Here is an 11,011-nt window from a genome sequence, read left to right as displayed (position 1 = left end):
AGCGTTACTGTCTGACGCACCCGACTTTCCGCAAGTTCTGCGACACGGTCTACTATCCGATCTTGGACGCCACTGTTGGTCGGCCGTACGCCTTGTATGTCCACGGGAACAACGACACCGCCGGCGCAGTGCGTGCGGTGGAGTCGATCGCGACGGGCCTACGCTGGAAGCGCCTTCGCGACCCGGTCACGGTGATCGGCCCCCCGGACGCCGCCGCCCGCGAGGCTTGCTGGGAACTTGGCGCCATGTCGGCCGCGAGCTTGGCCACCTGGCGGGGCAGCGTAATACTCTTACTTTGAGAAGTAGGAGGCGTCGATGCGGATCACGTCCAAGGCTCAGGTGACGATCCCGGTAGAGATCCGGGAGAAGGCCGGCCTCCTCCCGGGCAGCGAGATAAAGATCATTTTTGATGACGACGGCGTCCACATCGTGCGCATGGAGTCAGGTCTGGGCGATGGGCGCGGCCAGCGCATTGTGCACCGGCTTCGTGGCACGGCTCCCCCTGGCATGTCCACCGATGAGATCATGGCGCTTACCCGCGGCGAGTGACACCCGTCCTGGTTGACAGCAACGTGCTACTCGACCTACTTGGTGACGACCCCCGGTGGGGCGACTGGTCCGCCGATGCGATCGCGGCGGCCGCGGACGAGGCACAGCTCGTCATCAATCCTGTTATCTACGCGGAGGTCTCCGTCCGCTATCCGCGGATAGAGGATCTCGATGACACGCTCCGGCCAGAGGTATTTCGACGAGACAGCCTCCCGTACCCGGCGGCCTTTCTTGCCGGCAATGCCTATACGAACTACCGCCGACAGGGTGGGACGAGGACGTCGCCCCTGCCAGACTTCCTGATCGGCGCCCACGCGGCCGTCGCCGGCTATCGGCTGCTTACTCGCGACGCCGTCCGGTACCGGACGTACTTTCCGAAGGTCGAACTGATCGCACCCTGATGTTCGGCGCCCCAGACGCGGCCGCTGCGAAGCCTGCTGGGAGCTCGGCGCGGCTACCTCCGCGGCCCTGATGCCCTGATGGGTATGCGGGCGGGGCGGCGGCGATCCACTCACCGTTGTCGGCGACCTGTCCGCCGCCGATCGTGAGGCCAGTTGGGAACTCGGCGCCACCACGGCGGCGAGCCTTGTGATGTAGGGCGCTGCAGTGACGGCCACGCGGGGCGGTGGATGCCAAATTTTGGCATGCAGACTGCCATAGACGCCGCCGGGCGCGTCGTCATCCCCAAGGCGCTGCGCGATGCTCTCGGGCTCACGGCGGGTCAGCCGCTGGAGATCGCGGAGCGAGACGGACGGCTTGAGATCGTGCCGGCGCCGACACCGATGAAGTTGGTGGACGAGGGCGACGGTGTGGTTGCCGTAGCCGAAGGGGACATGCCGGTGCTGACCTCTGACCTGGTACGGGCCACGCTGGAGCGAACCCGGCGATGAAGGCCGTCGACACCGAGGACGGGACAGTTCACACGGCGACCGTCCTCGCAGTTACGGGCGGGAAAGCATCGAGCAACACGGATCACGATGACGCGGCAGACATGCACCCGGGCCAGCCGCGAACGACGGCATCCTCAAGGAGAAAACACAAAGATCCGCTATGGGAATGCCCTGGTCAACACCTGCAAACGGATTTCCAGCACCGACAGGGTTTCAGGCACTAATAGCCTCGACGCATCCCTTGATCACATCTGGCCGGACGCCGAGGCGGTGGATCTCGCCAACGTAACTGTGACCCGTCCGGGGTGCGGTCAGCCGCCCTGGTCGCCGAGCCTGCCGGCACCGGCTCGTGCCAGCAGCGGGTCGAGGGCCTCGACCGACAGCGCGAAGATCCCGGCTGCGATCGCGGTGCCCTTGCTCGCCTCTGGCTGCTCCCCGATTGTCAGGATGCCGATCACTTCCCCGAAGGTATTGAACAGCGCGCCGCCGCTGGCCGCAGGCGGCATCACCAGACTGGTGCGGACGAGCTGGAGGTTCTGCTCGGGGAAAGACTCGAACCGTTCGACGGTGCCGTGACGCAAGGTCCGTGGCCCAGTGGCGGCGGGTGCTGGGCTGGCCCATACCCGGTCGCCGATGCGTACCAGTCTCGGGTAGCCCAGGCGGAGAGGGTGGCCCTGCGCAGGCTCGGTCAGTCGTACCAGCGCGACGTTGCTGTGGGAGGACTCGGGTAGGAATAGGCCTTCTACGGAGCGTGTGCCGGTGTCCAGACGGATTTCGATCTGTGCGGGCTCCATGGCTGTGGACCGGCCGTCGGACTGGTCGACTAGCCAGTGCCGGTTGGTGGCGACCAGCCGGTCCGAGATGAGGAATCCACTGCCAAGTACCTGGCGACCATTGGCGAGGGTACTCGCCACGACTACCAAGGCCGGCTCCGCATGCCGGAGGAACGCCGCGGGGTTGGCCGGGTCGAGTAGCGTCACCTGAAGAAGCTCACCGTGGTCGGTTAGAGCCTGCTGGTAGCGGTCGGCGTCGCCGACCGCCGCGAGGCAGCGCAGCAGACGGTCGAGGTCTTGCGGACGGTCGGGAACCGATGTTCCGAGCGCGTGCAGCGCATCGACATGGTCGCCGGCGTCGTGACGTTCCCTGAACCGGAGCAGCGGGTCGTGGGCTGTGACAGCGAATCGCACGAGTGCGGCGTTGTACTCCGTCAGCCGTGCCCACAGGGGGCGCAGCCGGCTCAACTGGCGTTCCAGCTCGGCTATAAGGTGCTGTGCGACAGTCGGGTCAGTCGGGTCCGATGCCCCGGTGGTACCTGTCGCACCGGTCGGCTTCCGCTCCAGGTACTCTTTCGCGTTCGCTACCACGTCCCGCAGGGTCTCCTGTATTTCCCGCAGTTCCTGCTCAAGCTCCATCTGGTTGGCTGGGTTGAAAATCTCGGTGAATACTCGCTCGGTCTCGGGATCCGGTTTCTCGTTTGTCGGTCGAAAGGCCGTCAGCCGGTCCTGAAACTCGGCCCAGAGCGCGTCGCCGTCTTCGCTCCCAGCTTCGATGACCACCTCACGTAGCCGGTCCACCTCGGCCCGCCGTCGTTCGCCCTCGCGTTGCTCCTGGTGGCGGCGCGTCATGGTGTCCCGCTCGATGGGTGAGAGCAGCGTGCTGTCGTTCACCCGTATCGACTTGGACTTTCCGGTTCCAACATCGTGTGCGGTGACCTCGAGCACACAGTCGGCGTCGATGGCGAACGTCACCTCGATCCGAGGCGTGCCACGTGGAGTGGGCGGGATACCGTCAAGACGGAACTGCCCGATCTTCGCCGAGGTGTCGAGGTCCCCGTTGAAGATCTCGATGTCTATCCCCGTCTGGTTGTCGTGATGGGTGGTGTAGGCGTTCTTCCGTTCAACCGGGATGTGAGTGTTCCGGCCGATGATCACCGAGAGATCTTCCCGGTTCTCCTCGTCAACGACCCGGATACCCAGCGGCAGCGGGGTGACATCGAGCAGCACCCGCTCGTTGATGGCGCCGGCAAGCACGGCGGCCTGAATAGCTGCGCCGGAGGCCACCGCCGTACGCGGGTCGGCCACCACCGTCTGTTGTAGCCCGAAAACCTTCTCGACCAGGCCTCGTACCAGCGGGGAAAGCATCGGCCCACCGACCAACACCAGATACTGTGGCTGGTCGATCAGCTCGTGTTTGAACGCGGCGCAGGCGTCCTGGAGGACCCGCAGGGGCTCTTCGAGAATCTCGGCGAGCCTGGCTCTGCTCAACTCTAGGCGCACGTTCCGGCCGTCGACGAAGCTCAGCAGCGAATAGTCGGCATCCTCCTGCGACGACAGGCAAACCTTCAGATATTCAGCCGCCACCTGCAACCGTTGCCGGGCAATACCCGTCGGCGGCACACGCACACCCTGCGTTAGCAGCTGCTCTGTCAATGCCCGACCGATAGCCTCGTCAAAGTCGTTGCTGCCATAGTTGTTGTTACCCCGCACCCGCTGCACGTCGTACAGGTTCTCGTCGACGTCGAGGAAACTGACATCGAGCGTGCCGGCACCCAGGTCGACGACCACAACCTGCCCGGTGAGACGGCGCTGCCGCGCCGCGCTCATGCAAGCGGCCGTCGGTTCATGGATCAGTCGGACCGCCCGCACCCCGGCGATGTCGCAGGCGTCACGAGTCGCGTGCTTCTGATTGTTGAGGAAGTAGGCGGGGATGGTGAGAACAACACGCTCACGACTGATCCGCAGGTCGTGGTGCTGCTCGGCCCAGGTGAGCCAATCGTCGTCTACCGCGCCGAGTTCGGCGCGGGCCAGCTCGCCGACCCGTTCCCGAACCTGGTCGGCTAGATAGCCCTCCACGAGTCCGCGTGCGTGGCGGATCAGGCGGGCCGCGACCTCCTCGGGCCGGTAGGAACGGTCCCGGATCCGGTAGACGGTGCGGGTGCCCATCCGCCGTTTCGCTCCGCGGATATGGCCGCGCACCCGGCTACCGAGGATCTCCTCCCCCCGCAGACCGACCAATTCATTTCCCTGGTCGTCCAGGCTCAGCGTCGACGCGAACTGCACCTCGCCCCGAGCCGGGCAGAGCACTGGATTCCCAGTCTGCCGGTCGTAAATCGCCGCGGTGCAGGTGGACGTGCCCAGGTCGAGACCCCAGATGCTGGCGAAGCGCTCCTCGATCTCGGACCGGGCCGAGGCCACCCATTGCGCGGCCCGCGCCTCGAAAGGGCGCCGGGCCTGGCTCGCCAAGGTTTCCAGCATCGTAGCGACCTCGGAGGCCAGAAACGACGGAATCAGGGCCTCGACCCGTAGCCGGCGCAGCTCGTTGGCGGCCCGGCTGGCCAACCCGGCGCGTTCGACCGCCTGCAGGCACAAGCGGACGAGCCGTTTGATATCGCCAGTGTGGCGGAGGCAATCGGCTAGCCGGGGGTCCTCGATGGCCTCGTCGCCGCGCCACTGGGTGAGACAGCGGGCGGCGGCGGCGTACTCCCCGACGGCGACGAACAGCCCGGTCGCCTCCTCGAGCCGCCCCGCCTCCTCATATAGCCGGGCAGCCGCCACCGGGTCGCCGCCGGCCTCGAGCGAGGCGGCACGGGTAGCCAAACCCTCCGCCGTGTGGTCGTCCTCGAGCACCCGGTCGGCCTGCCCGAACTGTCCAGCCCGACGGTAGAAGCGGTGCGCCCGGTAGCTGTCACCGCCGTCCTCGGCCCGCCGTGCTGCTTCGGACCATTCACCGGCCGCCTCCTCGAACCGACTCCAAGCCGCGTAGGCGGCGGCTTGTTCAGCGGGCGATGCCCGCTGAACAAGGTCACCGAAGTGCCGCCGGCCCGCGACGCTGACGGCGGCCCGCAGCCCGGAGAGCTCCTCCCGACGGTTCGCCAGGCTCCCGCTCACCGGCGCCGCCCGCTGCAGGTGGCCGACCAGTTCCTGGACCCGTCGGGCGGCCTCGTGGAATTCCTGCCGTTCGATGAGGGCGTCGACGTCCGGGAGGCAGAGTCCGACCAGCCGGGCGAGACGATCGGCCGCGTCGTCAGGGCAGTGTGTCAGCGCCTCGCCGACCTCCCCGAGCCGTTCGTGACACTCGCTCACCCGCTGCCACCGGCCGGCCGCTCGGTACTGGGCGAGCGCGCCGGCATACTGCCTGCCGCCGAACAGCAGATCACCGGCGCGCTCCGCCAATGCTGGGAGCATTGGCGAGTTGATCCTGCCGGCCAGTTCCAGCCCGGCCTGCACGTCGTCGATCAGCGCCGAGCGCAGACAGCACTCGACGGCTGCCCGTTGCCGGACGGCCGTGTCGGCCAGCCGCACGGCGTCAGCTCCCCGGCCCAAAAACAGCCTGACCTCGAACAGCTCAGGTAGAAACGCCACGGGCAGATCCGCGAAGAAGGACGACCAGACGTGAGCATCCCGATCCAACGAAGTGTGCGTCACATAATCCTGCAGCACCGCCGTCAGCACGCCGATGTCGAGCAGGTACCGGTCCTGCCAGTCCAGCAGATGGGCTACGAGAGGGCCGGCGTCCCGCTGTCGGCCGAGCATGTTGGCCAGCCGGTCGCGCGCGACGGTACGCGGCGCTTGCAGCCCTAACCGCTCCGCCAGCCCTAGGACCACGGTCAAAACGTCCTGGTCGCCCTGCTCCGCCAATCTCGTGAGCCAGCCCACGTCACCGGCCCGAAAGGCAAACCCATATCGATCGGCAGGGATGCGAGCGTCATAGCAGCTGAACAGGGAGACCGCGAGTGCGGGTCGGTGCCGCAGCGCGCCGCTCAGGGCGTCCCGGTAGGCGCCGGCGGCACGCCGGCGATCCTTCTCCGTGACAGATACGGCGTCGAACGCAGCCTGCAACCGCCCTACGGCCCGACGTAGCCGGCCCGGCATGCCCTGCTTCAGCGATTCGATCGCAGCATCGCAGTCGCCAGGTGGCGGCTGCGGGAAGCGTCCGCCGTCCGGGCGGGAACCGCCAGCTGGCCGGCCAGACGGCGGCGCGACCCGACCTGTCAACGCGCGGGCGGTGCGCTCAACGTCCGGAGGTGCCAGGAGCGCGGCGGATAGATCTTCGGCCGCCCGGCGCACATCCTCGCGCACATGAAGAATAAATCCGCTGCGCGACGTCCATCCCGGACCATAACTGTGGGTGGCAGCCCGGGCAAGGTCTACCGCGAAATCCTGCGCGGACGGATAGCGGCTTGCTGGCTGGCTGGCAAGCGCCCGCATGACTACGTTTACCACCGGTGCCGGAACCCCGGCAGGCGGCGGCGGGATGACGTTCTGCTGCCGTTCATAACGTGCCACCAGCGGTAGCTTCGGGTCGAATGGCGGGACCCCTGCGAACAGTTCGTACAAGACACCACCGAGGGCGTAGATGTCGGTGGCCGGGACGAGTTTCTCATCGGCATTCGGGTTGATCTGCTCGGGCGCCATGTACCGCGGTGTCCCCACCACCGCGCTTGCCGTCGCTGCCGACCCCTCGAAGATCTTCGATATGCCGAAGTCGGTGACTTTCAGCAGGTCGCCGGTCTCATCGTGGGCAAACACCAGGTTGCCCGGCTTGATGTCGCGGTGCAGCACACCTCGCGTGTGCGCGTACGACAGCGCCTCGGCCACGGCGAGCCCTACGGCGCAGGCACCCTCCGGAGAGAACGGGGTTCGCTGGTCGGCAAGCGTCCCGCCCGCCAGTAACTCCATAATGATCAGATGAAGGTTGTCGTGTTCGAGGTACCGGTAGATCTGCACGATGTGCTGATTTTTGAGCGATGCCAGCGTCCGCGCCTCAGACTTGAAGCTGGCGACGGCGCCGTCATGGTGGGCGGCAAGGACTTTGATCGCTACCTCGCGGCCGAGATCATCCCGGCCACTCACCACCACTCCGAAGGTACCCCGGCCCAGCACCTCCCCCAGCTCGAAACCAGGCAGCGCCCCCGCCAACCGTTCCCGATCGACATGATCCATACGCAGACTCCCGGCGGCTTGACGCTAGTAGCACTAGTTTAGGTCGGGTTTGTCATGATCCGAACGTCCCAGGGTCCGCAAAGCGGCGGAAGCCGTAGCCTGCCATCCATGCATGCTCGCGGCCCCGTCGGTCCTGCTGCGAACAGGACCGACGACAGCATTACCCATCATGATCCCCGACCCGGAGTCCACCCAGCCCTGCAGCCGCCGCCTTCTCCGTCCACTTGCACCGCACGCCCTTTCTCGCGGCCTGGGTCGCCCCAGATACCTTGACATAGAACATGCCGATATACACCCTGGGCGGGCACACATATTCCCCAGGCCCTCGGCAAGATTGCGCTACGTAGCGATATCTCACGTTAGGTTACGAGGAAGGCGAGGGCCCGGTTACGGTCACGGGCGATGAACTCGGTTGTCTCCTTGGTCTTCGTAATGCCGTGGAAGCGGAAGAGACTGAGTGCGAGGTTACGTAGGATAGCGAAAGTGCGCGGACCGTTTCCTGCGTAGGCCAGATTGGCGTCCTCGCGCCAAGTGGTGTCGCGAACATAATGCACACGATTTTCGATTCCACAATGTTGGCGGACGTGGGTGTGGATCCAGGGCTGCGGGAAGGTCGCGCAGAGTTTCGATCAGCTGCGTTACGTAGTCACCTTGCGGTGGCACCCAGAGGCGTTCTGGACAGAATAGTGCGCGCCAGCCGCCGAGCTACGTGAGCACTTCGCGGGAGCGATCGACCGGACACCCGGCATCCGACCCGAGTAGCCCACCGGTTGCGTCAGACCTTTGGCTGGCGTTCCGCTTGGCCAAGGCATGGGCGTTACACAGAGTAAAACTACGCTGGCCAGGGTTCGGTACATTTCTGCGACCAGAACTATTGCGAACACAGCGGCTGGAACGCACGTACCGACATCGCTCGTCAGAGCTTCGGTTCGAGGATTGTGGCGATGCCGTCCAGGAGGCGCTGCAAGCCGAACTCGAACAGGTGGTCAAGGTCGAAGTCGTACCCGCGGGTGGCGAGCCGCTCGAACGTCGGGAATCTACCGGTGGCCAGGAGCGCCTGGAGTGCGGGCTCCTGCGTTCCCATCCACTCCTCACTGTCCATGCCGCTGAGCGCCTCGGCCTCCGTTTCCATCTCGATGTTGACCGCGGTGCCGCGAACGTAGTTGAACAGCGTCAGGTGGATCGTAAAGATCGTCGGCAGGTCGAGGCCACGATTGTCCAGTGTCGTGAGCACCCACTCGGTGAACGGAATCGCGCTGGCCACCGGCTGCGGCCGGGTCACCGAGAGGGCTGGTGCGAGCCACGGGTGCCGGTGGAACATCGCCCACAGCATCCGGGCGGCGAGCTCCAGGCGGTCTCGCCAGTCCTCGGGCGGGTCGGGAGGGAACGGCCACTCCGAGAAAGCGGCGTCCATCATCCGCGTCAACAGGTCGTCCTTGTCGGCTACGTGGCGGTAGAGCGACATTGTCGCCGCCCTGAGCTCAGTCGCCACCCTGCGCATCGAGATCGCGGCCAGCCCTTCGGCGTCGGCGACCGCGACGGCTGCCGCGACGATCCGTTCGGGGGTGAGCGGGTGGCCGGCCGCACTCTTTCGACGGGTGGTTGCCATCGGCGGGTGTGGCGCGGCAGCGGCGGCGGGAGCGCCGGAAGGCGCCGCCGCGGGCTGGTCGGTATGTACTGGCCGGCTCCCGGCGTCGACGACTGTGCCGACACCGCGCACCGCGCGGACCAAGCCCTCGCGGCGAAGCTCGGTGAGCACTTTGGTCGCGGTGGCCATCGCGACGCCCCACTGCCGGGTGATCTCTCGGGTCGAGGGCACCCTGTCCCCCGGCGCCAGCTCGCCCGCCTCGATCCGCTGCCGCAGTTCCGCGACGACCTGGTTGTAGCGTGACGCGCCCCGCCGATCCACCGTCTCCCCCTCTGCACTAGTGCACACGAAACGTGCTACACGGTACTCGCCGTACAGGCGGAGGCCTTCGCGCTACCTGTATCTCGTCGGAGCACTAGTGCACGTCCTTGAAATTTTTTTGCTTACTAAAGGGAAAAATCGTTTTGCCAGTGCACTGCGTACGTCGTACATTCGAAGCATGCGGAACTCTGAGGTACTCATCTCCGGCGCCAGCATCGCCGGACCCACGCTGGCGTACTGGCTACGCAAGGCGGGCTTCGCCGTCACTGTTGTCGAGCGCGCACCGGCCCCCCGGCCAGGCGGACAGGCCGTCGACCTGCGCGGTGCCGGACGAACGGTGATCACACGGATGGGCTTGATGGACCAGGCGCGGGCAGTGAGCGTCGACCAGCGCGGCCTTGCGCTCGTCGACGCCTCCGCCCGGATCACCGCCCGGATGCCGGCGGACAGCTTCGGCGGCGAGGGGATCGTCTCCGAGATCGAGATCCTGCGCGGAGATCTCGGCTGCCTGCTGTACGAGGCGGCCGGTTCGGACGTCGAGTACCTGTTCGACGACACGATCACCGAGCTTGACCAAGACGACGACGGCGTCACAGTCACCTTCGAGAACAGCGGCCCGCGCTGCTTCGGGCTGGTCATCGGCGCGGACGGGCTGCACTCCGTGGTGCGCACGCTGGCTTTCGGCCCGGACTCGGACTGCGTCCGCCCCCTCGACCTCTACACCGCGTGGTTCACCGCCAACGACAAGCTGGACCTCGACGACTGGTACCAGATGTACAACGCGCCTGGCGGGCTCGTCGCCTCCGCCCGGCCCGGCCGGCAACCCGGCGAGATCAAGGCCGGCCTCAGCTTCCGTTCAGCGCCGATCACATACGACCGGCGAGACAGCGCCGAGCAGCGGGACATCGTGGCTGGCCGCTTCGACCGGGCCGGATGGGAAGTACCGCGCTTGCTGCGGGCGATGCGCACCGCGTCCGACTTCTTCTTCGACTCGGTGGGCCAGGTGCGACTCGACCACTGGTCGCGGGGCCGAGTGGCGCTGCTCGGTGACGCGGGCTACTGCCCGACTCCGCTCAGCGGGCTGGGAACGAGCCTGGCCCTGGTCGGCGCCTACGTGCTGGCAGGTGAACTCGCCGCCGTCGGCGGCGACCACCGCATCGCCTTCGAGAATTACGACCGTGTCATGCGCCCTTACGTCAGTAAGGCGCAGCGGTTGCCGCCCGGTGGCGCTTCCGGGTACGCGCCGTCCAGCGCACTCGCGATCCGGATGCGGGCCGCTTCCATGCGCTCGATGACACGCTGGCCGATGCGAAACCTGATGGCCAGGCAATTTGCCAAAGCCGGAAACATCGCTTTGCCGGACTACGAATTCGTCTCCGGATGACCTGGCTCGCCGCCGAGGCCAGCCAGTTCGGTCGCCGGCTCCGCCACCCGTCCGCCGCTCCGTCGCCCTGTGCCTTGTACGTCCACGGCAACAACGACACGACCGGCGCGCTGCAGGCCGTGAAGACCATCACGTCGGGCTTGAAGTGGAAGCGTCTGCGTGACCGGTCACGGTGCTTGGCGACGTGTCCGCCGCCGACCGTGAAGCGTGCTGGGAGGTTTGGCGCCACCGTCGTCGCTGCCGCCGAACGGTTGCACTTCGGCCGGGCGGCGGAACAGCTGTTCCTGACGCAGCAGGCGCTGTCCAAGCGGGTCGCTCGCCTCGAGGCCGGGTTGGG

General features: G+C 66.6%; 7 protein-coding genes and 2 pseudogenes. 6 read left to right on the top strand and 3 right to left on the bottom strand.

Features of this window, described 5'->3' with window-relative positions:
- The 4 genes and pseudogenes from U9978_RS08340 to U9978_RS08325 form a co-directional block, all read left to right on the top strand.
- Nucleotides 1-299, top strand: a pseudogene (locus U9978_RS08340) (hypothetical protein); the annotation flags it as partial.
- Between the two features lie 16 nt (nt 300-315).
- A complete protein-coding gene (locus tag U9978_RS08335) occupies nt 316-549 on the top strand; it encodes an AbrB/MazE/SpoVT family DNA-binding domain-containing protein (protein ID WP_322760488.1) in 234 nt (77 codons plus the stop codon).
- Entirely contained in the window at nt 546-950 is a 405-nt protein-coding gene (locus U9978_RS08330) for a type II toxin-antitoxin system VapC family toxin (protein WP_322760487.1), read from the top strand. The genes U9978_RS08335 and U9978_RS08330 overlap by 4 nt, the downstream gene beginning before the upstream one ends.
- A 243-nt stretch (nt 951-1,193) precedes the next feature.
- On the top strand, nt 1,194-1,439 hold the full coding sequence (locus U9978_RS08325) for an AbrB/MazE/SpoVT family DNA-binding domain-containing protein (RefSeq protein WP_322760486.1): 246 nt from the start codon (nt 1,194-1,196) through the stop codon (nt 1,437-1,439).
- A 311-nt stretch (nt 1,440-1,750) separates the two neighbouring features.
- On the opposite strand, the gene U9978_RS08320 is transcribed toward U9978_RS08325, so the two are convergent.
- From U9978_RS08320 to U9978_RS08310, 3 genes are all read right to left on the bottom strand, one after another.
- Nucleotides 1,751-7,381: an Hsp70 family protein gene (locus U9978_RS08320; RefSeq protein WP_322760485.1), complete on the bottom strand. Its 5,631-nt coding sequence runs from the start codon at nt 7,379-7,381 to the stop codon at nt 1,751-1,753.
- Nucleotides 7,382-7,740: 359 nt separating this feature from the next.
- Nucleotides 7,741-7,935: a hypothetical protein gene (locus tag U9978_RS08315; RefSeq protein ID WP_322760484.1), complete on the bottom strand. Its 195-nt coding sequence runs from the start codon at nt 7,933-7,935 to the stop codon at nt 7,741-7,743.
- A 362-nt stretch (nt 7,936-8,297) separates the two neighbouring features.
- Entirely contained in the window at nt 8,298-9,317 is a 1,020-nt protein-coding gene (locus tag U9978_RS08310; RefSeq protein ID WP_322760483.1) for a TetR/AcrR family transcriptional regulator C-terminal domain-containing protein, read from the bottom strand.
- Nucleotides 9,318-9,468: 151 nt separating this feature from the next.
- On the opposite strand from U9978_RS08310, the gene U9978_RS08305 reads away from it, so the two are divergent.
- The gene (locus U9978_RS08305; RefSeq protein ID WP_322760482.1) at nt 9,469-10,674 is read left to right on the top strand and encodes an FAD-dependent monooxygenase; all 1,206 of its coding nucleotides are present in this window, start codon (nt 9,469-9,471) and stop codon (nt 10,672-10,674) included.
- Nucleotides 10,671-11,006 (top strand): annotated as a pseudogene (locus U9978_RS08300) (LysR family transcriptional regulator); the annotation flags it as partial. The gene U9978_RS08305 and the pseudogene U9978_RS08300, both read left to right, overlap by 4 nt.
- Between the last annotated feature and the right edge of the window lie 5 nt (nt 11,007-11,011).

It is taken from the genome of Protofrankia sp. Cr2 (assembly GCF_963555885.1).
GTDB lineage: Bacteria > Actinomycetota > Actinomycetes > Frankiales > Frankiaceae > Protofrankia.
This window is presented reverse-complemented; position numbering and strand designations above follow the sequence as displayed.